Source organism: Aestuariivita sp. (assembly GCF_021404545.1).
Taxonomy (GTDB): domain Bacteria; phylum Pseudomonadota; class Alphaproteobacteria; order Rhodobacterales; family Rhodobacteraceae; genus Aestuariivita.
The window spans coordinates 16,039-37,445 of sequence record NZ_JAAWWD010000068.1; the positions used below are offsets into that span (position 1 = coordinate 16,039).

Here is a 21,407-nt window from a genome sequence, read left to right on the forward strand (position 1 = left end):
GCACCTCTTGTCCAGAAAGGGAAAGGGACACCGCAACATGTGCGGTGCCCGATCCGGTATCGTTTCGCGGTGACGTCAGGCCGTCTGCGTGGTTGCGTCGTCTTCGGCCAGGCGGGTCCAGAAATAGCCTGCAAAGCCGCCCAAGATCACCCAGACCGCCAGCCCCACGCCGAAGGCCCGCGCGGCAAAAAGCGCGCCGATCTCTGTGGGGACCGGGCCGGTGAAGACGTCGGGTTCGGGCGCGCCGTAGACATGGGGAGCCAACAGCAGAACCACCGCCGCGCCCCAGCCGAGCCAGTTTTTGGCAAACGCGATCAGCCACAGGGCAACCCCGGCCAGACCAACGGTGGCGAACCACCAGATCTGACGCAGGCCCACATCCGCCGCCGCCACGCCTGGCACTTCCGGGGCCAGCGAGAAGCCGGGGGCCAGATGCACCACGACAAACCCGGCCACGCCCCAGATCAGGCCGCTGCGCGCCGTGATCGCCGCGCCCCGGGTTTCGGCCTGGGACATCAGCGCCAGAAGGATCATCGCATAGGCCGTGTAGACGAGCATCGTGAACACAACACTCAACCCGTCGCGCACAAGATCGATACCGCCCAGGTCCTGGATGGCGGACACGGTGGAGGCCGAGCCGAAATGCACCAGTTCGCCACCTTCATAAAGCTCGGCATGAAGCAGGACGGGCTGGACGAAGTAAAGCTGCAACAGGGCGGCAATCAGCCCCGCAACCGCACCAGCGAGCAACGCGCTGGTCAACAATCTGATCAGCATGATCTTAGTGGCAGGGGAAGCCGGTTGCATGACGCATATCGTGGGCGGCGTCATGCAGCGTGGCGGCCTGAACGTGACCGGTGACAATCATCAGTGTCAGGCCAATTGCGGCCACGAGAACCGCTGCGCCAAGGCGAGAACCGGCTGAGGATGTTGTTTGTGCTTGGGTCGTCATATGTAGCTCCTTTTTTGCTGTCACACCCGACAGCTATCTGCACTTACATCCGGCAGGTCTCCTGGCTCGCGGTTCGTGTCTCGGACTTGCCTTCCCAGATTGCTCCAGTGGCGTTGTCAGCCTTCATCACCGCTTACAGTTGCGGGGGCAGCCGCAGAGTTGGAGCTGATGGCTCCGCACTGCGTTCCCTGTTTCCTCCTGAGCGACTCTGTTGCGCCCAGGAACCGAATGTCAGCCTGTAGTGACAGAAGGGCGCCAAGCCCGTCAACCGGATTGGCGCCTCATTTGAGATTGTGAGTATGGTTCTTCTTGAATTGACAGCATCCGGCGCGGCCTGACGCCTGGGTCCGAATGGCTTCGTCAATCTCATCGGCAAGAAGATCAATCATGAAATCCGTGACCGAATGAACCTGGGAGCGATCGTCTCGGATGAAGGGACAAAGCACAAGCTGCGATATCAATTTGGTTGCCCAGTCCCAGATTTTGTGCCCGCGCACCCCGTTCAAATCATCTACAGCGCCGCCTCAGATCTAAATGCTAAGGGACAAGAGCGATAGGATTGACGCCTATGGCTCAAAAATGATCTATCTATGAGTTATAGAAAGGATCTCTATAACTCATGGCTTGGAATTGGCAGATACCCGGTTGGCCGGGTTTTCGGTATGACACAGGGGCCCTGGCGCCACTTGAGCAGCGTTTCTTGCTGTCGTCGGGCGAAATCCTGGGTGCTGTCCACCATGTCAGCCCGCCCGAGCGCGATCAACTCCGCATCGATCTGCTGAGCGATGAAGCCATGAAGACGAGTGCCATCGAAGGTGAAATGCTGGACCGGCTCAGCGTACAATCCTCGCTCCGCCGACACCTTGGTTTGGCCCCAGACAATTATCCAAACAAGCCCCGTGAGCAGGGCGTGGCCGAGATGATGGTTGATGTCTACTCAACCTATGCCGATCCGTTAACGCATGAAACGCTGTTCCGGTGGCACGACATGCTTTTATCTCATGACCGGCGGCTGGAGGCGATCGGGGCATATCGGCGGCATGAAGAGGCAATGCAGATCGTCTCGGGCCGCTTTGATCGTCCGGCCGTGCATTTTGAGGCACCGCCGTCGGAACAGGTGCCGGAAGAGATGGATCGCTTCCTGAAATGGTTCGAGAGGACAGCGCCGGACGCTGCCGATGCGCTTCCAGCACTGACGCGGGCGGGCCTCAGCCATCTCTACTTTGAAAGCATCCACCCTTTTGAAGATGGAAACGGGCGTTTGGGTCGGGCCCTGGCTGAAAAATCATTGGCACAAAACATCGGCCAGCCAAGCCTGATCGCCCTTGCCTTCACGATCGAGCGGAAGCGCAAGGACTACTATGCCCAGCTTGAGCAGCATCAGAGGACATTGGATGTCACGCCTTGGTTGGAATGGTTCGCCGACGCGGTGCTGACAGCACAACAGGTCACCTTGGACCGTGTGGGGTTCTTCATTGCCAAAGCACATTTCTACGACCGGCATCGCGAAAGGCTGAACGAGCGGCAGGCCAAGGCGATTGAGCGGATGTTCCGGGAGGGGCCGGATGGGTTCAAAGGCGGCCTCAGTGCCGAAAACTACATTTCGATTACAGGCACGTCCCGTGCAACGGCGACAAGGGATTTACAAGACCTGGTTGAAATAGGCGCTCTGACTCGCACCGGTGAGCGGCGGTACACACGTTACAGGCTTAAGCTTTCGCAAACATCTCCATAGGTTTTGCGGTACAGTCGGGCGAAGGGGCTTGGCCGCTCCGCGGCATTGGTGCTTTTGGCTTGCGCCCAGGCGTGCGGCGTTGAGACAAACGCGCTCAGCGCGGCGGTGGCAATTCATCAGAATAGTGGCATTCAGGTTCCATCAGACGTTCATCGGCGGTTTGTCGGACGTCGCAAAGCGATCACGTGCAAGCGTATGCGCCTCGGCCTGTGACAACAGCGACAGTGCATCCTCGGCGCTCAGGCCCTTTGAACAGGCGCGGTTCCACAGACGGCGCGCCGAGGTGGGTGACCAGGGCAGTTTTGCCTCGGCCAGCCAGCGGCGCAGCGGCGCGGGGAGGCTGTCAAAGCTGCGCATCTGATCGGCGTTTCGGCGTTTGCGGCGCAAAGACGTGACGCCGAGGTTGCGGCTCATGCCTCATCCTCCGGATCGTCGACCGCATCCACCACGAAAACCAGCCGCGTTTCGCCGGTTCCTTCCATCGGTGGCGAGCGATGCAGCAAGCCCGAGGGTGGCGAGGACGGCCAAAGTGTGCCGCGCAGCAAAATCGGCGCGCCTGTCGGGACCGTGAAAACACGTTTCGGGTCATGCCCGTCGGTCGACATGCCATATTGAGTGCCGACCCCGCGATAGGTGCAGACCAGCCGCGCTTTGATCGCGTCGATATGGAACTTGCGGCAGGCATTGGTCGTCACCGCTTGCAGCCGCAGGCGCAGATACCGCGCGCTCATCAGGTCCGCGAACAGGCGCGCCAGGGCTGTTGCGTCATCAATCAGCCAGTCTTGCTCGACCCCCTCGGGCGTGTCTGCACATTTGCAGAGCTGGCTCAGAGCCTGATGGACGTTGTCCGGTCGCAAGACGATCCGGCCTTGTGGCAGGTTTGCGGGGCCAAGCGCATCGACCCAGGACTGAAAGCCGGGTTCGGGACGTCGCCGCCAAATGGCCGCCGCGCAGCCAGGCTTGAGAAAGGCCGTCAGGTCGTCGGGCCTGTCGGCAACCGCCACACCGATCGCAGCGTGCCGGACCGTCTCGCGTACCAGTGTCATGCGGCTGCCTCCGCCCGCTGCCAGACCGGGAAGGGGTCGGGGTAGTCAGGCAAACTGTCGGGGCCCGTCGCGGCTGGCGCCGGAACCAGGCAGGCATCCAACCGCGCCCTGAGTGCCGGCCAGTCAATGCCCGCGCCGATAAAGACCAGCTCCTGCCGCCGGTCGCCCCAGGGGTCTTGCCAGTGGGCCTGCAAGTAGGCTTTTGCACTTTCATGTTCGGGCCAGCGATCCCTCGGCACCGAGGCCCACCATGTGCCAAGCGGTTTGACGCTCGACAAGGCTCCGGCCAGCGAGAACTCGGCGACCCAACCAGGCCGGGTAACGATCCAGAAATGCCCCTTGGCCCGGATCACACCGGGCAGATCGCCATTCAGCACTTCGAGGATTTTCTCGGGGATGAAGGGCAGGCGCGCGCGGTAGACAAAGGAGGCAACGCCGTATTCCTCGGTTTCAGGGGTGTGGTCCGCAAAGCCATAGAGCTCCTTGGCCCACATCGGATGTTCGTGCGCTTTTTCAAAGTCGAACAGCCCGGTGTCGAGAATTCTGCTTGCGTCGACCTCTGACTGGTCGGTCTCGATGATCTGTGCATCGGCATTCAGGCTGCGGATGATCTTGCGTGCAGCGTCCACCTTCTCGGGCCCTGCATCCGTCACCTTGTTCAGAATCACCACGTCCGCGAACTCGATCTGATCGGTCAGCAAATGCACCAGCGTGCGATCATCCTCCTCGCCCATCGCCTCACCGCGGTCGCGCAGGAAATCATGGCTTGCATAATCGGTCAGCAGGTTCGCGGCATCGACGACCGTCACCATCGTGTCGAGGCGGGAGACATCCGACAGGCTGTCGCCGAACTCGTCACGGAAATCGAAGGTCGCTGCTACGGGCAGGGGTTCGGAAATTCCCGTGGATTCGATCAGCAGATAATCAAAGCGGCCTTCGGCTGCCAAGCGCCGCACCTCATCCAGCAGGTCATCGCGCAAGGTGCAACAGATGCAGCCGTTCGACATCTCGACAAGCGTTTCGTCGGTGCGGCTGAGTTCGGTATCGGCCCGCACCAGATCCGCGTCGATGTTGACCTCGGACATGTCATTCACGATGACGGCGACACGACGGCCATCGCGGTTGTTCAAGACCCGGTTGAGAAGTGTTGTCTTGCCGGCACCCAGAAAGCCGGACAGGACAGTGACGGGAAGGCGGGTATCGGTCATGCGGAGCCTCAAGCAGTTGGATCACGTGGGGGAAGACCAGCGGTTGGCGGCAGCCGATGTCAGCCACTGCCCTGTCGCCGATCGCGCAGGTTGCGTTTTTGGGCGGGTCATTGGCGGTGCTTTCGCGGCAAGCCAGACGACACAGCCGTCCCGTCCCAGCCCGCCACACCCTGCGCCGCCGCCGATGTTCGATTGGGCGGAGCCCCTGCATCGACCACGCTCACCCTCCGGCTGGCACGACCCAGTTGCAAAGCGCCGGTCAAACCGGCGAAACTGTCCCCAATGATCACGACATCTTGCATAGAACGGCCCCGAGTTCGATTCGGCTCAACACAAGTAACTAGTAAAGTTACTAGATACTCGCAACCGTTATTGTTACTTGATGCCGGGATGGAGGAGCCTCGCCGATGAAACGCAACAGCAGACTGTCGCTTGCGCTGCACACGCTTGGCCATATGGCAGCTGAGCCTGACCGCATGCGCACCTCTGCTGATATCGCCGAACACGCAGGGACCAATCCGGTGGTCGTGCGACGCGTGCTGGGCCGTTTGCGCAAGGCTGGCTTGCTGAATGCCGAAAAGGGCCATTCCGGCGGATGGCGATTGGCGCGATCGCCGCAGGACATCACGTTGGCCGATGTCTATCTTGCATTGGATGAAAGCCTGATCGCGACCGTAGCGGAGGAAGATACACCGAACTGCGCGGTCGAGCATGCGCTGCATCGCAAGGTGTCTTCGGTCATGGCAGACATCGAGCGGAGCCTGATCGAGAGGCTTGCAGCCACGACAATCGCCGAGATGAAGTAGGCATTTCCCGACGGCATTGATCCGGGCGGCCTTGTCAGGACCATCCGTTCGCCGTGGGGCGAGGTGTAGCTCTGGCAACGGAGGTCTCGCGTGGCTCGTTTGCGGTCTGCGCTTTTTGGTTCTCGACCACGTCGAAAGGCTGATTGAGCCGCTAGAACTCCAGATCGCGGAGCAGTGCCATAAGCCGTGCTTTTTCATCTTCGGGTATGGCCGCGAAGGCCTTTCTGTCGCGCTCGAGCGCGGCAGGCAGGATCGTGTCAAACAGATCCCACCCGGCTTCCGTGAGTTCCCAGAGGTTGCGACGGGCGTTGGCAGGGTCCTGTTCTCGCCGGACGCGGCCATGCTGCTCGAGACGGCGCAGGGATCGGCTGACGGCCATCTTGTCCATCGACATGCGCCGGGTCACGTCTTCGCCGGATGATTTTGGATGGGCGGCCAGTGCCATCATGCACCGCCATTCGGGCAATGTCAGGTCGTTCGGTTTGCCGAATCTTTCCTGGAACGGCTGCACGATGCGATTGACTGCGACCAGCAGGCGGAACGTCAGGGTTTCCTTGATGCGGCTGTCCGCGCGGGCTGCGGGTCTTGCCCCGCTCATTCTTCCGCAAGTCCCGGCAGCCAGAGCACCAGGTCCGGGGCCATGACGACAAGCGCCAGGGTTGCCAGAAGCGCGCCCAGGAAGGGGAGTGTTTCGACGATCACCGACATGGCGCGAGATTGTGCTTGTGCCGCAGTAATGTAAAGCAGGATGCCCACCGGCGGTGTGACCAACCCGATGGACGCCGCCAGGATCGACACAAGGCCCAGATGCACCAGGTCGATACCGCCCGCCTGGGCCGCCGGCACCAGCAGCGGCACGATCACGACGATCAGCGTGATCGGCTCAAGCACGGTGCCAAGCACCAGCAGGACCAGCGCGATCAGCGCCAGAAGCGCCGCGCCTTGCAGACCTGTCGCCGCGACAAGGGCGGCAATGTCGCGCGCGATGCCAAGGCTCGCGATGATCCAGACGAAGCCGCCGGAAATGGCGATGATGATCAGCACTTTCGCGCTGTCCGCCGCAGCCTCGCAGACCGCGCACCAGAGATCGGCCAGCTGGGCCTCGCGGTAGACAAGGGCGCTGATCGCGGCGGCATAGACGGCGGCAACGGCTCCGATCTCGGCCGTGGTGGCGAAGCCGCCGATCAGGCCCACGACCACCACCACCGGCATCAGCAGTGCAAGCGATGCCCCCCGAAGGGCCGCGCCCAGCTCACCCCAGCCCCGCCAGGCCGACGCCGGATAGCCACGGCGCAAGGACAGCACGGCTGAGGCCGCGATCAGGAAAAGGCCCATCAGGAACCCCGGCAAGACGCCCGCCAGAAAGAGCGCACCGATCTCCGCCCCTGTGAAAAGGCCAAAGATCACCATTGGGATCGACGGCGGGATCACCAGCCCGATGGTAGCCGAGGCGGCGGTCACGGCGGCGGCATAGGCGCCCGGATAGCCTTCCTTGCGCATCGCCGGGATCATGATCGAACCTACGGCGGCCGCATCCGCCACGGCGGAGCCCGACACGCCGGCAAAGACCACCGATGCGCCGATATTGGCGTGGCTCAATCCGCCGCGCAGATGTCCAAGACAGGCCCGCGCCAACCGCAAGAGCCGCCGGGACATGCCCCCGAGGTTCATGATCGCACCGGCCAGAAAGAAATAGGGGATCGCCGTGAACGCCGTATTGTCGAGCCCCTGCATAAACGTTTGCACAAGCACGATGGAGGGCAGCGCCGGAGCGAAGGCCACGGAGAATATGCCGATCGCAAGCGCCATAGCCAGCGCCACCGGCGCACCGATGAACAACACGCCAAGGAAGGTGCCGAACAGGATCGCGAGTTCAATCATGGACGGCGCAAGACCAACATCAGCGCCGCCGCAAGGCAGAGAAACCCGGTGCCGACCGCGACGGGTGCATATTTGATCGCCCCCGACACAGGCAGGGTGGGCAGGTCGATGAAGGAAAAGGCCGCCATCGTGTCAAAGATAAGCGGCAAAAGGACAAGGCCACCGATCAGCACGGTCAGATCAAAAAGCACCGTCAGCGCGCGCGTCATTCTGGCCCCCGCGCCCAGCAGATCAACGGCGATATGACGGCGCGTCAACCACAGGTGCCCCGCGCCGATCCACGCCAGGCCCAGCAGCAGGATGATGCTGACATCCCCCGCCCAGGGCCAGCTGACGCCCAGGACATACCGCTGGATCACCTGCCAGAAATCCAACGTCACGAGCACCAGCAGGCACAGTCCCATGGCCCAGAGCGAGGCCCGTGCCAGGATCTTGTGCGCTGACCTGAGCATCACATATCGCCGATGGTCGCGGCGAGCCCCTCGGGCCACATCTTGCCTTCCATATCTGCGACGATTCCGTCACGGGCATAGAGAAAGGCATCGCTGTCAGGTTCCGTTACGGTGACGCCAAGCTCGCTCAGCTTGACCATTGCCTGTTCCATCTGCTTGGCGTGCAGCTTGCGTCCCTCGACGCCCGCCCGTTCGGTTGCTTCGCGGACCCAGCCTTGCTGTTGCTCGTTCAGCGCTGCCCAACGCTGCGGGCTCATCCAGATGCCGACGCCGGAATGGATATAGTCGAGCGGGATGTAGTGACCCTGCGCCGCGGCATAGCCCGCACCGATGAAATCGATCACGCCATTGTCCTGCCCATCCACCAGGCCGGTCTTGAGCGCGTTAAACAGCTCCGATCCCTTGATCGGCGTTGGTGCCGCGCCCCATGCCTTGAATGCGCCGATGATCATCGGATGTTCGGGGGTGCGGATTTTGAGACCTTCGAGGTCGTCTGGCGTGCGCACCGGTGTCGTAGCCGTTGTCAGGGCGCGCGGCGGGCGGTCGCCTGCGAGGCCAAGATAAACGACGCCTGTCTGCTCTTCGACATCGGCCATCATTTCCTGGAACGTGTCCGACGCGATAAACCGGTGGAAATGGTCCTGATCAGAAAACAGGAAGGGCGTCCACATCACCAGAAATGGCCGTGCTTCCTTCATCGCGACGGTGGCCGAGACGTCGATCAGATGCAAATCCAGCGCACCTGCCCGCGTCTGCACCCAAAGCTGGCTGAGATCGCCCAACACGCCGCCTGGAATGATTTCGACGGCCATGGTGCCGCCCGACATTTCAGACAGATTGGCGGCAAACCGTTCGGCCGCGGTCTGATAGGTTGTCTGCGGTGGCGCGACATGCGCAAGGCGCAACGTGATATCCTGCGCGGGCGCGGCGGCAGCGGCCAGCGACAGTGTAAGCGCCGCGGTGGCACCGCGGATGAATGTCCTGAATGTCATTGATGATCCTCCCTGATCGCGAGAGTCTTCCCGCTTGCGCCAAGGATGATATGTAACATATGTTACATTGCAAGCGGAATCTCAGGGAGGACCATCGTGGTCGACATTCTTCACGCCCGTGCGCGGGGTGGCATCTACGGATACGACAAACGCGACCTGAAGTGGATCAGCACGGATAAGAAAGGCATGCAGCTTGCCCCGGTCCGTGCCGACCGTGAAGAGGGGCAATACCTTGGCTACCTCAAGTTCGATAGTATGGCGGAGACAGGGCTGCACCAGCATCTGGGGCCCGCATTCTCTTATTTCTTGGACGGTGGGCTTGCCGATTTTCAGGGCGTCGCCCGCGCCGGGGAGGTTGGCATCAACCTTGCCGGTGCCACGCACAGCGCGATTGCCTATGCCCCCACGCTCATGGCCTCGCGGCTGGAGGCGCCGGTGATCTATCCCAGTCAGGACAGCGTCGCGGGCGAGACGCTACACACGGGGGCCACGGCGGGAGAGATCGTCAATGAGACGCCGGAGGTCCTCCCTGATATCAACATCTTTCTCGAAGACCTAAGCTGGCAAGGCACGCTCCACGCGGGCGTGCAGCGGCGCATGATCTTCGATTACACTCAGACCGAGCACAGCCGCCGTCACCTACAACTGCGCTTGCTGCCCTATACCAGCCTGCCACCCTTTCGTGCGGGTGGTGCCACGGATATCTTCATCATCGGAGGCGATCTCGAGGTCGGGGATGAGACGCGAATGGCGGGCGATTTCTTCGTGATGGAGGAGGGGGCTGTCGTTGAACTGGGAACCCGGTTCGGAGCGCTTGTACTGGTCTGGGCGGAAGGCCCGTCGAACTGGCACCACGAAACTGGGCCGGACCTCTGGGGGTTCTAGCGCTTGATCCAAGAGCAGCGGTTCGCTGGGTCGTCGAGATGCCGATCCAACCATCGACCTGCCGATCTGAGCGCGTGCCGGGCTTCTGGACGGGTACGTGTCGACAGCGATTGCTGATCTCGATCCGAACTTGCGCGAGGCGGCCATCGGTTTGGGGGTGCGCCCGATGCAACGCCTGCGGCAGGTCGGGACACCCCTGGCGCCGCCTGTGATCATCGCGGGCGTCCGCATGGCGGTGGTGATGAGATCGGGGTGACGGCCATTGCGGCCCATGTCTGGGCAGAAGGGCTGGGCATCTTCATCTCGCGCGGGATCAACCTGTCGGACACCTGCCAGCTGATCACAGGGTCCATCGCGGCCTCGCTGTAGTCCGTCGGCCGCCCATGGTGGATTTTGGCCGCAGGACGTTCAGATCACGGCAAGACAGTTCTCTCGCCCGATCCCGAAGTGACGATCCGGCTGTCGCAATACGGATGCATCTGGATATTGCGCGCTTTGGTCCACAAGCCGCACCGGTAAAAATGTATGCGAAAAGCGGGCTTATATTCAAATTCTTCTGGAATTGGCGTGATTTTGCATGCAAAATGAGAGTATGTGTTATGAATGCGTGTCGCCATGAACCGGATCCCGCCGCAGAAGATGAACGCGACCGAGCAGGCCTATTCGATCATTCGAAACAATATCCTGACCGGCAAGCTCGCGGAAGGAGAGAGGCTGACCGAAACGCGCTTGTCGGGGGATCTGGGTCTCTCACGCACGCCCATTCGCGAGGCGATCGGGCGTTTGATTATGGAAGGCTTCATCGATCGGCAGCAAGGCTATACCACGCGTGTGGCACATTTCCCGCAGGACGAGGCCGAGCAGGTCTTTGAAATTCGGCGCCTTGCGGAGTGTTACTCGGTCGAGCGGGCCGCGCGTTTGGCCACGCCGGAGGATATCGCGGAACTGCGCCGTATCCACGCCGCGATGAAGGCCGATACGCCGCCACGCGATGATGCCGCCTATCAGCGACTGACCGAGGCAAACGAAGCCTTTCACCGCACGATCGTCAATGCCGCACGCTCTCCGCGTCTTACGGCGCTGATGACCACGGCGCTTGACGTGAGCATGGTGGTGCGCACCTATTCGATGTTTTCGGACAAGGACCTGATGCGCAGTCTCAACCACCATGAGGAGATCATTCAGGCCATCGAGGCCCGTGCGCCCAAATGGGCGGCGAGCATCATGTCAGCGCATCTTTTGGCGGGCGCTGCGCGCGTGTCCGAACGCGCGGCCAAACCAGACCCGGCAAAGGAATAACCTTATGTCCGGCGTTCTGCGGTCGCTGCTGTTTACCCCCGCCAATCGGCCACAGGCCTTTGAAGCAGCACTTCGCTCGGGGGCTGATTGCGTCTGTCTGGACCTCGAAGATGCTGTGCCTTTGGATGCGAAGGCCGATGCGCGCCCCGATGCGCTGGCCTTTCTCGGTTCCGTGGATGCCGGACCTATTCGCGCGCTGCGGATAAATGCGCTGTCCTCGGCGACGGGGGTGCGCGATCTGGCGTCGCTGACGGATATGCTACCGCGCGCCGGTCTGATCATGTTGCCCAAGATCGCGAGTGCCGCAGAACTGCGTCTGGTCGCCTCCATTCTCGAAGAGGGGGGCAGTGACACAGGCCTGATAGCATTGGTGGAGACCGCTGCCGGTTTGGCCGCAGTGCACGAAATTGCACAGGCCACGCCCCGGTTACACGCGCTGATGTATGGTGGTGTCGATCTGTCGGTCGATCTTGGTGCTGCAAGGGATTCGGACACGCTGCGGATGGCCCGGTCGCGCATCGTGCAGGCGGCCAAGGCGGCCGAGATTGGCGTGATCGACGTTCCGGAACTGGACTTTCGCAATGCCGACACCGTTGCCCACGCGGCCCGGACCGCCGCGGAAAACGGCTTTACCGGCAAGGCAGCGATCCACCCGTCAAACCTGGCGGCCATCAACGCGGCCTTCACGCCGTCGGCCGAGGAAATCACCCGCGCGCAGGAGATCGTCGCCGCTTTTGAGGCATCGCCCTCGGGCCTAGTCGTGATCGACGGCACATTGATCGAGGCCCCGGTGATCAAGGGCATGCATCGGCGTCTGGCCATCGCAAAGGCGGCTGGCGTTCTGTGAGGCTGCATCAGAATGACATCGCCGCGCTGAACGCGCAATTCCGGTTTTGCGAGGATTTCGAGGTCTCGGCACCGCTGGATTTTGCGCAACCCGCCACGTCGGGGCCGCTTTCGGATCTGCGCATCGGGGTGAAATCCAATATCTCCGTCGCCGGTCAGGCGTGGACGGCCGGCATCGGCCCCCGGGTCGACCGGAGCGCACCTGCCGACGCGCCTGTGATCGCGTCGCTTCGGGCGGCCGGGGCCGGGGTGTTGAGCCGCTTGATGATGGACGAAGGGGCATTGGGTGCGGCCACGGACAATCCGCATTTCGGCCGTTGCGAAAACCCGGCCTATCCCGGCCACAGCGCGGGGGGCTCTTCGGGCGGATCCGCCGCAGCGGTCGCGGCACGAGCGGTCGATGCGGCGCTTGGGACGGACACGCTCGGCTCGGTCCGGATCCCGGCGGCCTATTGCGGGGTCTATGGCCTGAAACTGGGTGCCGAAAGGGTGGATATGGCAGGCATCCTGCCGCTGGCGCCCGGTTTCGACGCGCTGGGGGTGATGGCACAAAGCCCTGCAAATATCGGTCGCGTGCTGGACGTGCTGGATGTGGACGCGGGGCCCGGTCTGACGGGATGGTGCATGCCGTTGGCTGCCACATTGGATGACTGTACGCCGGAAATCCGCGCGGCCATGGCCCATACCGCGCGCCGGTTGGAAGGCCTGTTTGGGCCACCCGCCGCCGGGCCGGTCCTGGACCTGCCCGGGCTGCGCGGCGATGCGTTTCTGCTGACCGAACACGAAGCAGTCGACAGTCTGGGTGCGCAACCCGGACTGAGCGCCGGACTGCAAAAGCTGATCGCCTATGGGCGCAGCCTGAGCCCGGAGCGTTTGGCAGACGTGCGCGGGCGCATCGGTGTCGCACGTGAGACGGTGATCGAGGCGCTCGGCACCGACCGGGTGTTGTTGATGCCAACAGTGGCCGAGCCGACGTTTCAGCACGGCACAAGGCCTCCGGTCGGACAGGCGGATTTCACCGGTATTGCCAATATCGCGGGGCTGCCCGCGCTCGCCATACCGATGGGCGGTCTGCCGCCTGTGATCTCGCTCCAGCTTGTCGGCCCGGCAAGGGCGGAACGGGCGCTTCTTGCGCTGGCCGCGCAGCTCTGAACGGGACCCGGATCAAGCCACGCTGCTGGCGGGTGGCCTGCGTTGCGCCCCAGGCTGGAACAGGTCCGCATAAGCGTCGCGCAAAAGGTTCTTCTGGACCTTGCCCATTGTGTTTCTCGGCAATGCCTCCAGCACAACATAGTGTTTCGGCCGCTTGTAATTGGCCAGCTTCACCGCCACGGCCTCGCGGATTTCCGCCAGATCGAGCGGACTCCCCTCATCAGCCACCAGCACCGCGACGATACCTTCCCCGAAATCCGGGTGGGGCGCACCGACCACGGCGCTTTCCTGCACGCCGGGCTGATCATCCAGGATCAGCTCCACCTCCTTGGGATAGATGTTGTAGCCACCCGAAATGATCAGATCCTTGTCGCGCCCGACGATGGTCACATAACCATCGGCATCCAAGACCCCCAAATCGCCAGTGATGAAGAACCCGTCGGGGTGAAACGCCTGAGCCGTCTTGTCAGGCATCTGCCAATAGCCCTTGAAAACATTCGGGCCACGCACTTCGATCATCCCGATCTCGCCCTGCGGCACCTCAAGTCCGGTCTCGTCGACCACACGCAACGCGACACCGTCCAGCGGCAGCCCCACCGTGCCTGCGCGGCGCGCGCCGTCATAGGGGTTGGAGCTGTTCATACCCGTCTCGGTCATCCCATAGCGTTCCAGGATTGCGAGCCCGGTCCGCTCCTCAAAACGCATATGCGTCTCTGCCAAGAGCGGTGCGCTGCCCGAGGTGAAGAGCCGCATGTGCCCGGCTATATCCCGGGTGAAGCGCGCATCCTCCATCAGCCGGGTATAGAAGGTCGGTACGCCCATCATGGCCGTGGCCTGTGGCAAGGCGCCCAGCACACCGTCAACGCTAAAGCCGTTCAGCCAGATCATTGACCCGCCCGCGCACATCAACACGTTGCAGGCCACAAAAAGACCGTGCGCGTGAAAGATCGGCAAGGCGTGAACCAGGACATCCTGATCGGTGAACCTCCAGCAGGTGGTCAGGGTTTCGGCATTCGACAGCAGGTTGCCTTGTGTCAGCATCGCCCCCTTGGACCGCCCGGTCGTACCCGAGGTATAGAGAAAACAGGCCAGATCGTCGGTGCTGCATGTCACGGGTGTCCGCGCGGGCGCCGCGTCTGCTACGGCGCTGGCGAAACTGCCGCGCCCCTGCGCATCGAGCGTAAGCACCTTCGCTCCGTTCTTGGCAGCGATCGGCGCCAGCGCCTCGTGCGCGTCTGGGTCCACCACGAGGATCTTCGGCGTCGCGTCGCCGACGAAATAGGCGATCTCATCAGGGGTATAGGCTGTGTTCAGCGGCAGGAAAATCACGCCCGAGTGCAGGCACGCCAGATAAAGCGCCAGCGCCGCGGGTGACTTGGGGCATTGCATTGCCAACCGGTCGCCTTTCTCCAGTCCCGCCGCGCGCAGGTAGCCCGAGATGCGCGCCACCCGCGCGGCCATGTCGGCATAGCTGACCACCTCGCCCTGCGGCAGATGCAAAAGCGGCGCGGAACTGTCAGCGCGCTGTCCAAGAACGGTGTCATAGAGCGGATTGGTCATCGAAGTCTTCTCCCGGGAAATCATGGATCGGCCTCCAGCGTGACGGTCATGGCCAGCGTATCGTCCGGCCCGCGCGCCCAAAGAAAGAGGCCGTCTTCCGTCTCCCGGCCTTCAAGCCAGAAGGGCTCGGGACCAAACAGGGGAGCCATTGCGCTGATGTCGAAGGCCCTGGGCTGACGGAGACCCAGCTGCTCCATCGCAAGATCCACAAGCAATGTTGCGGTCAGCGGTCCGTGCACGACAAGGCCGGGGTAGCCTTCGGTCAGGCGGGTGTAGTCGAGATCGTAATGGATCCGGTGACCATAAAAGATCAGTGCGGAGTAGCGGAACAAAAGCACCGGATCGGGGGTGATCCGGCGGCGGAATGTGGCATCGTCCGGCGCGGGCGTGCCGGGCGGCGGGGCCATATCGGGGGCAGGGGGCGCGCGATAGACGATGTTCTGGGTCTCACGCAGGCGGTGCGCGCCGCCCACGCTGAAATCGTGGTCCACGGTCACAAAGCAAAGCCGCCCGGATCGCCCGGTCTTGTCTTTGATCGCCCGGATGGTCGATGTCTTCTGGACCGTCTCGCCCAGCCGCAGGGGCGCCTGAATGCTCACACGGCCTCCGGCCCACATCCGCCGGGGCAGGCCAAAATCGGGGATGAACCGGCCCAGCCGTTCATGCCCGTCCGGCCCCAGAGCCGAGGCGCGGATCTGCGGGTTGAAATAGAGGTAATGCCAGAACGGCGGCAGCGCATCTCCAACCGCAAGGCTGACATCGCGGTCCAGCGTCAGCTGCATCAGCCGGGCCTGGCGCAGATCCAGCGTGTCGGTCATATGCTCCTGGCGGCCGATGGCGTCGTTCGGATCGGTGCCCATGCTCAGCGACCCTTGAATACTGGCGCGCGTTTTTCGGCAAAGGCGCGTTGGCCCTCGGCATAATCCTGGCTGTCGAAACAGATGCGTACCATCGCATCAACCGCGCTGTGGTCCTGCGCGGCCTGCGGCTTGGCCAACTCAACCAGTGCTGCCTTGATCGCCCGGATGGTGAGGGGTGCATTGCTTGCCAGCGTTTCGGTATAGGCGGCGCAATCGCTGTCGAACCGGTCGGCTGCATAGACGTAATCGCACAGACCCTTTTGCAGCGCCTCTGCCGCGTCCAGTCTGCGCCCGGTGAACATCAGATCGGCAGTCACCGCATGCCCCAGCCGCCGATGCAGCGACGCCACCCCATCAAACCCATAGCCCAAACCCAGCTTTGCCGGAGTGATCCCAAATTGGGCATCCGTGCGCGCCAGCCGCAAATCGCAGCGCAGCGCCAGCGCAAGACCGCCGCCGATACAATAGCCACGCACCAGCGCCAGCGTCGGTACCGGCATCGCCTCCAGCGCATGCTCGGCGCGGTCGACGGCCCGATTGTAGGCATCGGCACGCGCGGCATCGCTGCGGCTTTCGCCGAATTCCGAGATATCCGCGCCCGCCACAAAGGCGCTTTCGCCCGCGCCGGTCAGGGTAAGAACCCGCAAGCTGTCATCCTGGGCCAAGCGCGCGCAGATCTCGGCCAGCGCCTCCCACATCGCCATATTCATGGCGTTGAGCTTGTCGGGCGCATTGAACGTCAGCGCCGCGACCCCGCCCGTGCGCGCCAGGAGCAGGCGCCCGCCCGCGTGTTCTTCCGTATGCATCATGCCTCTCTCCATTGTCCGCCACCATCAAGATCAATCACCGTGCCGTTGACATAGGTCACGATGGGCGAGGCCAGCATCACCGCCAGGGCGGCGACTTCTTCGGGGTTCGCCGGGCGTCCGAAGGGAAAGCGCGCCGGGTCGACCATCTCAGGCCACCGCGCGGCATCGCCCAACTCTTCGCGCGCTCTGTTTTTCATGAAATCCGTCATCCGGTCGGTCAGCGTGGGCGCGGGGTTTATGCCAAGCACGCGCAACCCGTAGGCCTGAGCCTCGGCTCCCAACGCCTGGGTGAAGGCAATCAGTGCCGCGTTGGCCGCCGCGCCCGAGATATAGGGCGCCCGGTTCGCGCGCCCGCCCATCCCGATGATGTTGAGCACCGTGCCAGAGCCCCGCGCCGCCATCTTCGGCAGCACCTGCTGGCACAGATGAATATAGCCAAACACCTTTAGATCCCAGTCGCCGCGTATATCCTCCATCGTCATCTCGGCCAAGCGCCCGGGGCGGATCGCGCCGGCATTATTGACCAGAATATCGGGCGTCTCGATCACATCCAAGAGCTGCAACCGACCGGCGTCGCTGGACAGATCGGCAGGCAGGACACGCACGCGATCTGACCCCAGCGCGGCCCGGGTGGCCTCCAGCTGTGCTGCATCGCGCGCGGTCAGGGTCACCCAAACGCCCTCGGCCAGGAGCGCGGCGGCAATCGCCCGGCCAATTCCCTTGGAGCCACCGGTGATCAGCGCGGTCTTGCCAGACAGTTCAAGATCCATGCCCGTCCCCCAGATAGTACTGAATTTCAAAGAACACGCAGCCGTCTTTCGATGTGAACGGCCCATGCTCGGTGCCCGGCGGACGGCAGGCATAGGCGGGCGCGGTATATTCGGTGCCGCCCATACCCTGCGCGTCGCAGCCGTTCACCAGTTTGCCGGAGATCAGATACACTTCCTCCCAATAGTCGTGCAGAAAGATATGCGGGGCGATGGTGCCCGGCACAAAGCGAATGAGGCGGGTGCGCACACCGATCTTTGCCTCCTCATCCAGAGCACCGGACAACATCTTTTGCTCCACACCGGCAGCGCCGCCGGGGACAGGCTCCCAGCCGGTCTCGGGGTCGAGGTCGTGGAACGCAATGGCGGGCTTCAGGGACATCTGGTCTCCTCCGGTGTTGGGGTAAACGCCATGGCAAAGGCGGATTTCAGGGCCGACAGGTCAGCGGCATCAGGCAGATCCATGACGGCGCCGAGGATGCGATCCGTTTGATCTGGGCGCAACCTGCCAGAGGCCGCATTGGCGCAGAACTTTGCGATCAAGTCACTGTTATCCATTGGGTTTTCCGGGTCGCCCCAGGCCGCGGGGCAGATGGCCTCGTCAACGGTGCCATCCGCCCAGGTGACGCTGACGCGTGCGCCATAGCCTTGCGGAAACGCGGCGTCGAGCGCAGGGTCGACATGCAGCCGGACCTTTGCGCGAAGCGCTTCTATGTCGGGTCGGCTCAGCGCTTCGATGTCGAAATCCGCGATTTCGGGTCGACCTTTCGAGAGCGCGACAGCGACGCAATGTTGCAGGCTGAACCGGGCCTGATCGGGCGTGGTTGGGCACGGTGCGTCACAAAAATCCAGCGCCGCGCGGTAGGTATGGATGTCGATATGTCCGGGAGGCGCCGACGCTGCCCGTGACGCAAGGTCCAGCGCCGCAGAGATGGCCGGATGGGTGTGCCGACAGGCGGGAAAGGGTTTGAAGCTCATCTCCAGCAGGGCCCAATCGCCGGGGCGCGTCAACGCGGCGACATCGGCACCGGGGTAGTAGCTTTGGAAAAATCCCATCGGCCCGGTCAGAATTGCCCGCGCGCCCGGAAAGCCCGCCATGGCCAGCTCGGCTGCCAACACGCCCGCGCGCGCGGCATGGGCGGTGGCGAGCTGCTTTGAAAACGTCTGCTCAAGGCGGCATTGCCAGATGCCGGATGCCATCATCCCGGCCTGACCCAATGCGTCGGCCACGGCGGTCTCGTCGTCTGACATCACATCCATGGCTGCAAGGGCAGCACCGAACACGCCGCAGGTGCCCGAGTTATAGAAGGTCGTATAGCCGCCCGATGCGGCGACCCGCCCGATGCGGATCGCGGCTTCGTATCCTCGGGTGAGCGCGCGCAGCACCTCCGCCCCGGAGCGATCGGCGCGCAGTGCGACGGCCAACGTCGACGCACACACCGCATCGCCCGGATGCAGGATCGATGCGCGGTGCAGGTCATCCATTTCCAGCACATTGCCGAGCGCCCCAAGCAGCAATGCCGCCTGCTGGGCGTCGCAGGATGCGGATGTGAGCCCGGCATGCATCACCTCTGTCTCTGGGACCCGGCTGGCCCGCGCAAAAGCGCGCGCCACATCCGAGCCCTGCGCGGCAATGCAGCAGCCCAGCCAATCAAGCAGGGTGAAGCGTGCGCGCTTGAGCACATCCATCCCGACGGGGCGTCGGCAAAGCCCGATGAGTTTAGCTTCAGGTTGGGCGGTGGCTTCTGTCATTTCGCATACAAAATTTGGATTATTTGGCGTACGGTCGGCTAATTTTGTGGGCAAATCAACCCGTTTGACGACACAGTTCAGCCGTCCAACTCAGGATAAATCCTATAACTATCTGAAAAAATACACAATCTTGATAAAACATTTTGCATACAAAAATTTATTGCTTAACAAGATTTCTGTCGACATAATCGAAAGCACAGAAGGTGGTGAGCATGGCCTGTGAGCGCATCGAGATATGCGGTCAAAAGGCAGCTTCGACAGCCCGTGTCCGCCAAAGGCCGGTGTGACCCAACAGGAGAGAAGTCTGATGAACCAAAGTGAATTTAACCGCCGACAGTTTATGGCTCTCATGGGCGCGACCGCGGCACTCGGCGGAGTTGGCTCGACGGCCTACGCGCAGCAATCTCTCAAGCTGTGGGCGCCCGGGATCGCCAAGGTCGGTGCGCAGGACTGGTCCGACATGGAAAGCCAGGCGGGCATCGGCATCAACGCCATCGCCAAGTCCGCCCGCGCCGATGAGGCGATCCAGAAGATGGTCGTAGGTGACGGCAACGCGCTTTATGACGCGATGACCGACAATGGCGGCGGGATGGAAGACGCGCTTGCCTCCCAGGGCGCCATCGTCACTCTGGACACGTCGCGTATCGCCAATTGGGGCAATATCCTGCCCAGCTACAAGGAAGGCGGCTCAAGCTTCGACACCATCCGCCACGAGGGCGCTGTGGTGGCCGTGCCGTACATTTCCAACGCCGACAGCCTTGCGTTCAACCACGATGTGATCGGCGAGGAGCTGACCTCATGGGAGGCGCTTTTCGACAGCCAGTTCCGGGGCCGTGCAGCGATGCAGAACGACTTTGGTCCGACGCTGACCAATACCGCCATCTACCTCAAGCAATCCGGCAAGGGCAGCATCGACAACCCCTCGGACATGACCGAAGACGAGGTGCGCCAAACCTGTGAGTTCCTTATCGACCTCAAGAAAAAGGGCCACTTCCGCACCTTCTGGGACGGTGTGCAGAACGGCGCGGATCTGCTGTCGTCGGAGGAGGTGCTGGTGTCGTCCTGTTGGGAGGTCATCCAGATCTTCGCCGCGCGCAAGAATGGCCAGGACATTCGCTATGGCACGATGAAAGAGGGCCACCAGTCGTGGAACAACGTCGTCATGCTGACCCAGGGCGGCAAGGATCGCGGCATGGAGGATGCGTTCTACAGCCTGGCCAATGTCTATCTCAGCCCGTGGTTCGGCGCACAGACGCTGGCGGGTCTGGGCTTCACGCCCCAGATGGAAGGCGTGCAGGACTTCGTGGATGCCAATCCCGATATGTTCGATGCCGATACCAAGGCGATCATGTCCGAACGGCTGGAGCGCAAGCTGGCGCGCCGCGCGGTGCCGGGCAATTCCTGGCAGAACGTCTTTCCGACCAATATCCGCGCCTACCAGGATTGGTGGGCCCGCGTGCAGGCGGCCTGATACTCCATGGCCAGCCCCACAACTGACGTGACCGACGGGGGCACTTTACCCGTCGGCACCCCCCCTGTGACGCCATGGCGCGACCGTCTGACCCCTTGGGTGTTTCGCGCGCCGCTCGTTTTCATGGTGATGTTCTTTGCCATTCCCATGGCGCTGACAGTGGTCTTTTCAGTTTTTGAGCGCACGATGTTCTGGATGGAGCCGGGCTTTACGCTCTTTTCCTATGAAAACTTCTTTTTCTCGGCACGGCTGATCAATTTCCTCGATTCGATGAAATACTCTCTGATCGCGGTGGCGATCTGCTTTGTGTTGGGGTTCCCCATCGCCGTCTTTATTCGCAAATCCGTGCCGCAGGTCGCCCAGCACCGGGTGATTCTGCTGTTCATCCTGCCCTTCATGGTCTCCGAGATCATCCGCGTCTTTGCCTTGCGCCCCGTGCTACAACGCAACGGTCTGGTCAACTCCACGCTGATGGATCTGGGCCTGATCGACGAGCCGATCACGGCGCTGCTTTATTCCCACACCGGCGTAGTGATTGGCGAGGTGCTGTCCTTTTTGCCGTTCATCGTCTTTGCGGGCTTTCTGGCCATGGAGGCGGTGCCGAAATACATTTTCGAGGTCTGTGACGATCTGGGCGTGGGTCCGTGGCGCCGCTTCAAGGACGTGATCCTGCCGCTTGCGGCCCCCGGCATCTTCGCGGGGTCGGTCTTTATCTTCGTCAATGGTCTGGGGGTTGCATTGCTGCCCAACATCCTGGGCGGGGCAGGGGCCGTGAACGCGGGCCTGATTGCGACCCAGGCTATCACCGCTCTGGATTTCCCGCTGGCCATGGCGGTGAGCGCGATCATGATGGCGACGCTGATGACGCTGCTTTGGATCGGGCACAAGCTGTTCGACCTGACCAAAATCCTGTCGCCGCTGAGCTAGGACCCCA

General features: G+C 62.5%; 25 protein-coding genes and 1 riboswitch. Of the genes, 10 read left to right on the top strand and 15 right to left on the bottom strand.

The window, feature by feature from the left end:
* Positions 1–75: 75 nt before the first annotated feature.
* Entirely contained in the window at positions 76–777 is a 702-nt protein-coding gene (locus HEP69_RS21990) for a CbtA family protein (RefSeq protein WP_290560660.1), read from the bottom strand.
* A 4-nt stretch (positions 778–781) separates the two neighbouring features.
* On the bottom strand, positions 782–952 hold the full coding sequence (locus tag HEP69_RS21995) for a CbtB domain-containing protein (RefSeq protein WP_290560661.1): 171 nt from the start codon (positions 950–952) through the stop codon (positions 782–784).
* Between the two features lie 33 nt (positions 953–985).
* Positions 986–1,196: riboswitch (cobalamin riboswitch) on the bottom strand.
* 375 nt (positions 1,197–1,571) lie between these two features.
* Here HEP69_RS21995 and HEP69_RS22000 point away from each other — a divergent pair.
* Positions 1,572–2,687 (top strand): Fic family protein, encoded by a 1,116-nt coding sequence (locus tag HEP69_RS22000; protein WP_290560662.1) that lies wholly within the window; start codon positions 1,572–1,574, stop codon positions 2,685–2,687.
* A gap of 141 nt (positions 2,688–2,828) precedes the next feature.
* On the opposite strand, the gene HEP69_RS22005 is transcribed toward HEP69_RS22000, so the two are convergent.
* From HEP69_RS22005 to HEP69_RS22015, 3 genes are read right to left on the bottom strand one after another with little or no spacing between them, the layout of a single operon-like run.
* Entirely contained in the window at positions 2,829–3,101 is a 273-nt protein-coding gene (locus tag HEP69_RS22005; RefSeq protein WP_290560663.1) for a DUF6525 family protein, read from the bottom strand.
* Positions 3,098–3,733: a DUF1826 domain-containing protein gene (locus HEP69_RS22010; protein ID WP_290560664.1), complete on the bottom strand. Its 636-nt coding sequence runs from the start codon at positions 3,731–3,733 to the stop codon at positions 3,098–3,100. Before HEP69_RS22010 ends, HEP69_RS22005 begins: the two co-directional genes overlap by 4 nt.
* Positions 3,730–4,941 (bottom strand): GTP-binding protein, encoded by a 1,212-nt coding sequence (locus tag HEP69_RS22015; protein WP_290560665.1) that lies wholly within the window; start codon positions 4,939–4,941, stop codon positions 3,730–3,732. The genes HEP69_RS22010 and HEP69_RS22015 overlap by 4 nt, the downstream gene beginning before the upstream one ends.
* Before the next feature lie 407 nt (positions 4,942–5,348).
* On the opposite strand from HEP69_RS22015, the gene HEP69_RS22020 reads away from it, so the two are divergent.
* Positions 5,349–5,747: an Rrf2 family transcriptional regulator gene (locus tag HEP69_RS22020; protein ID WP_290560666.1), complete on the top strand. Its 399-nt coding sequence runs from the start codon at positions 5,349–5,351 to the stop codon at positions 5,745–5,747.
* A gap of 151 nt (positions 5,748–5,898) precedes the next feature.
* Here HEP69_RS22020 and HEP69_RS22025 read toward each other — a convergent pair whose 3' ends face one another.
* The 4 genes from HEP69_RS22025 to HEP69_RS22040 are packed head-to-tail and all read right to left on the bottom strand — an operon-like array spanning position 5,899 to position 9,072.
* The gene (locus HEP69_RS22025; protein WP_290560667.1) at positions 5,899–6,345 is read right to left on the bottom strand and encodes a MarR family winged helix-turn-helix transcriptional regulator; all 447 of its coding nucleotides are present in this window, start codon (positions 6,343–6,345) and stop codon (positions 5,899–5,901) included.
* Positions 6,342–7,628 carry a TRAP transporter large permease gene (locus tag HEP69_RS22030; RefSeq protein ID WP_290560668.1) on the bottom strand — a complete coding sequence of 429 codons (1,287 nt, stop codon included), beginning with the start codon at positions 7,626–7,628 and terminating at the stop codon, positions 6,342–6,344. Before HEP69_RS22030 ends, HEP69_RS22025 begins: the two co-directional genes overlap by 4 nt.
* Positions 7,625–8,080, bottom strand: a complete 456-nt coding sequence (locus HEP69_RS22035) for a TRAP transporter small permease subunit (protein ID WP_290560669.1) — start codon at positions 8,078–8,080, stop codon at positions 7,625–7,627. The genes HEP69_RS22030 and HEP69_RS22035 overlap by 4 nt, the downstream gene beginning before the upstream one ends.
* On the bottom strand, positions 8,080–9,072 hold the full coding sequence (locus HEP69_RS22040; RefSeq protein WP_290560670.1) for a TRAP transporter substrate-binding protein: 993 nt from the start codon (positions 9,070–9,072) through the stop codon (positions 8,080–8,082). Before HEP69_RS22040 ends, HEP69_RS22035 begins: the two co-directional genes overlap by 1 nt.
* A 96-nt stretch (positions 9,073–9,168) precedes the next feature.
* Here HEP69_RS22040 and HEP69_RS22045 point away from each other — a divergent pair, with 96 nt between their 5' ends.
* The 5 genes from HEP69_RS22045 (at position 9,169) to HEP69_RS22065 (ending at position 13,254) form a co-directional block, all read left to right on the top strand.
* Complete coding sequence (locus tag HEP69_RS22045) at positions 9,169–9,957, top strand: hypothetical protein (protein WP_290560671.1); 789 nt, start codon at positions 9,169–9,171, stop codon at positions 9,955–9,957.
* A 97-nt stretch (positions 9,958–10,054) separates the two neighbouring features.
* Positions 10,055–10,213 carry a hypothetical protein gene (locus HEP69_RS22050; RefSeq protein ID WP_290560672.1) on the top strand — a complete coding sequence of 53 codons (159 nt, stop codon included), beginning with the start codon at positions 10,055–10,057 and terminating at the stop codon, positions 10,211–10,213.
* Positions 10,214–10,572: 359 nt separating this feature from the next.
* Positions 10,573–11,256, top strand: coding sequence for a GntR family transcriptional regulator (locus HEP69_RS22055; protein ID WP_290560673.1), 684 nt, complete (start codon positions 10,573–10,575; stop codon positions 11,254–11,256).
* Positions 11,257–11,260: 4 nt separating this feature from the next.
* Positions 11,261–12,103, top strand: coding sequence for a CoA ester lyase (locus HEP69_RS22060; protein WP_290560674.1), 843 nt, complete (start codon positions 11,261–11,263; stop codon positions 12,101–12,103).
* The gene (locus HEP69_RS22065) at positions 12,100–13,254 is read left to right on the top strand and encodes an amidase (protein WP_290560675.1); all 1,155 of its coding nucleotides are present in this window, start codon (positions 12,100–12,102) and stop codon (positions 13,252–13,254) included. The genes HEP69_RS22060 and HEP69_RS22065 overlap by 4 nt, the downstream gene beginning before the upstream one ends.
* 12 nt (positions 13,255–13,266) lie before the next feature.
* Here the strand turns inward: HEP69_RS22065 and HEP69_RS22070 are convergent, their stop codons facing one another.
* The 6 genes from HEP69_RS22070 to HEP69_RS22095 are packed head-to-tail and all read right to left on the bottom strand — an operon-like array spanning position 13,267 to position 18,933.
* Positions 13,267–14,814 carry a malonyl-CoA synthase gene (locus tag HEP69_RS22070; RefSeq protein WP_290560676.1) on the bottom strand — a complete coding sequence of 516 codons (1,548 nt, stop codon included), beginning with the start codon at positions 14,812–14,814 and terminating at the stop codon, positions 13,267–13,269.
* Between the two features lie 20 nt (positions 14,815–14,834).
* Complete coding sequence (locus HEP69_RS22075; RefSeq protein WP_290560677.1) at positions 14,835–15,674, bottom strand: MaoC family dehydratase N-terminal domain-containing protein; 840 nt, start codon at positions 15,672–15,674, stop codon at positions 14,835–14,837.
* Between the two features lie 2 nt (positions 15,675–15,676).
* Complete coding sequence (locus HEP69_RS22080; RefSeq protein ID WP_290560678.1) at positions 15,677–16,483, bottom strand: enoyl-CoA hydratase; 807 nt, start codon at positions 16,481–16,483, stop codon at positions 15,677–15,679.
* Positions 16,480–17,253, bottom strand: a complete 774-nt coding sequence (locus HEP69_RS22085; RefSeq protein ID WP_290560679.1) for a short-chain dehydrogenase/reductase — start codon at positions 17,251–17,253, stop codon at positions 16,480–16,482. The genes HEP69_RS22080 and HEP69_RS22085 overlap by 4 nt, the downstream gene beginning before the upstream one ends.
* Positions 17,243–17,632 (bottom strand): cupin domain-containing protein, encoded by a 390-nt coding sequence (locus HEP69_RS22090; RefSeq protein ID WP_290560680.1) that lies wholly within the window; start codon positions 17,630–17,632, stop codon positions 17,243–17,245. Before HEP69_RS22090 ends, HEP69_RS22085 begins: the two co-directional genes overlap by 11 nt.
* Positions 17,623–18,933, bottom strand: a complete 1,311-nt coding sequence (locus HEP69_RS22095) for an MmgE/PrpD family protein (protein ID WP_290560681.1) — start codon at positions 18,931–18,933, stop codon at positions 17,623–17,625. Before HEP69_RS22095 ends, HEP69_RS22090 begins: the two co-directional genes overlap by 10 nt.
* Here HEP69_RS22095 and HEP69_RS22100 point away from each other — a divergent pair.
* The 3 genes from HEP69_RS22100 (at position 18,926) to HEP69_RS22110 (ending at position 21,400) form a co-directional block, all read left to right on the top strand.
* Positions 18,926–19,225 (top strand): hypothetical protein, encoded by a 300-nt coding sequence (locus tag HEP69_RS22100; RefSeq protein WP_290560682.1) that lies wholly within the window; start codon positions 18,926–18,928, stop codon positions 19,223–19,225. The genes HEP69_RS22095 and HEP69_RS22100 overlap by 8 nt on opposite strands.
* An 84-nt stretch (positions 19,226–19,309) precedes the next feature.
* Positions 19,310–20,473, top strand: a complete 1,164-nt coding sequence (locus HEP69_RS22105) for an ABC transporter substrate-binding protein (RefSeq protein WP_290560683.1) — start codon at positions 19,310–19,312, stop codon at positions 20,471–20,473.
* A 6-nt stretch (positions 20,474–20,479) separates the two neighbouring features.
* Positions 20,480–21,400: an ABC transporter permease gene (locus HEP69_RS22110; protein ID WP_290560684.1), complete on the top strand. Its 921-nt coding sequence runs from the start codon at positions 20,480–20,482 to the stop codon at positions 21,398–21,400.
* Positions 21,401–21,407: the final 7 nt, after the last annotated feature.

Excerpts from the sequence above, each read along its gene's own strand:
- HEP69_RS21990 (WP_290560660.1), bottom strand. The coding sequence starts at position 777 with ATGCTGATCAGATTGTTGACCAGCGCGTTGCTCGCTGGTGCGGTTGCG.
- HEP69_RS21995 (WP_290560661.1), bottom strand. The coding sequence starts at position 952 with ATGACGACCCAAGCACAAACAACATCCTCAGCCGGTTCTCGCCTTGGC.
- HEP69_RS22000 (WP_290560662.1), top strand. The coding sequence starts at position 1,572 with ATGGCTTGGAATTGGCAGATACCCGGTTGGCCGGGTTTTCGGTATGAC.
- HEP69_RS22005 (WP_290560663.1), bottom strand. The coding sequence starts at position 3,101 with ATGAGCCGCAACCTCGGCGTCACGTCTTTGCGCCGCAAACGCCGAAAC.
- HEP69_RS22010 (WP_290560664.1), bottom strand. The coding sequence starts at position 3,733 with ATGACACTGGTACGCGAGACGGTCCGGCACGCTGCGATCGGTGTGGCG.
- HEP69_RS22015 (WP_290560665.1), bottom strand. The coding sequence starts at position 4,941 with ATGACCGATACCCGCCTTCCCGTCACTGTCCTGTCCGGCTTTCTGGGT.
- HEP69_RS22020 (WP_290560666.1), top strand. The coding sequence starts at position 5,349 with ATGAAACGCAACAGCAGACTGTCGCTTGCGCTGCACACGCTTGGCCAT.
- HEP69_RS22025 (WP_290560667.1), bottom strand. The coding sequence starts at position 6,345 with ATGAGCGGGGCAAGACCCGCAGCCCGCGCGGACAGCCGCATCAAGGAA.
- HEP69_RS22030 (WP_290560668.1), bottom strand. The coding sequence starts at position 7,628 with ATGATTGAACTCGCGATCCTGTTCGGCACCTTCCTTGGCGTGTTGTTC.
- HEP69_RS22035 (WP_290560669.1), bottom strand. The coding sequence starts at position 8,080 with ATGCTCAGGTCAGCGCACAAGATCCTGGCACGGGCCTCGCTCTGGGCC.
- HEP69_RS22040 (WP_290560670.1), bottom strand. The coding sequence starts at position 9,072 with ATGACATTCAGGACATTCATCCGCGGTGCCACCGCGGCGCTTACACTG.
- HEP69_RS22055 (WP_290560673.1), top strand. The coding sequence starts at position 10,573 with ATGAACCGGATCCCGCCGCAGAAGATGAACGCGACCGAGCAGGCCTAT.
- HEP69_RS22060 (WP_290560674.1), top strand. The coding sequence starts at position 11,261 with ATGTCCGGCGTTCTGCGGTCGCTGCTGTTTACCCCCGCCAATCGGCCA.
- HEP69_RS22070 (WP_290560676.1), bottom strand. The coding sequence starts at position 14,814 with ATGACCAATCCGCTCTATGACACCGTTCTTGGACAGCGCGCTGACAGT.
- HEP69_RS22075 (WP_290560677.1), bottom strand. The coding sequence starts at position 15,674 with ATGGGCACCGATCCGAACGACGCCATCGGCCGCCAGGAGCATATGACC.
- HEP69_RS22080 (WP_290560678.1), bottom strand. The coding sequence starts at position 16,483 with ATGATGCATACGGAAGAACACGCGGGCGGGCGCCTGCTCCTGGCGCGC.
- HEP69_RS22085 (WP_290560679.1), bottom strand. The coding sequence starts at position 17,253 with ATGGATCTTGAACTGTCTGGCAAGACCGCGCTGATCACCGGTGGCTCC.
- HEP69_RS22090 (WP_290560680.1), bottom strand. The coding sequence starts at position 17,632 with ATGTCCCTGAAGCCCGCCATTGCGTTCCACGACCTCGACCCCGAGACC.
- HEP69_RS22105 (WP_290560683.1), top strand. The coding sequence starts at position 19,310 with ATGAACCAAAGTGAATTTAACCGCCGACAGTTTATGGCTCTCATGGGC.
- HEP69_RS22110 (WP_290560684.1), top strand. The coding sequence starts at position 20,480 with ATGGCCAGCCCCACAACTGACGTGACCGACGGGGGCACTTTACCCGTC.